The 356-nt window shown below is 55.1% G+C and carries 1 protein-coding gene; it reads left to right on the plus strand.

Features of this window, described 5'->3' with window-relative positions:
• Nucleotides 1-356 (plus strand): methyl-accepting chemotaxis protein (locus CWM66_RS29395; RefSeq protein WP_233218455.1); only part of this gene is annotated, 356 nt, incomplete at both ends.

Below are 356 nucleotides of genomic sequence, written 5' to 3' on the forward strand. Positions count from 1 at the left end.
GCCGGTAATCAGGAAATCGCCGGGCACACCGATCAGCAGGCGGTATCTCTGGAAAAAACCTCCTCCAGCATGGAAGAGATCACCGCAGCCGTAAAACAAAATGCTGAAAACGCAGGACAGGCGCGTGAACTGGCGCGTGGCGCGGTGGATATTGCCTCACGCGGGGGTGTGATGATGCAGAATGTCAATGACACCATGAACGGTATTTCTGAAAGCGCCGGTAAAATTGCCAGTATCATCGATGTGGTAAACAGCATTGCGTTTCAAACCAACATTCTCGCGCTGAATGCGGCAGTTGAAGCGGCCAGGGCCGGAGAACAGGGGAAAGGCTTTGCCGTGGTGGCCAGCGAGGTACG

The sequence above is a fragment of the Kosakonia sp. H7A genome (assembly GCF_003028445.1).
Classification (GTDB): Bacteria; Pseudomonadota; Gammaproteobacteria; order Enterobacterales; family Enterobacteriaceae; genus Kosakonia; species Kosakonia radicincitans.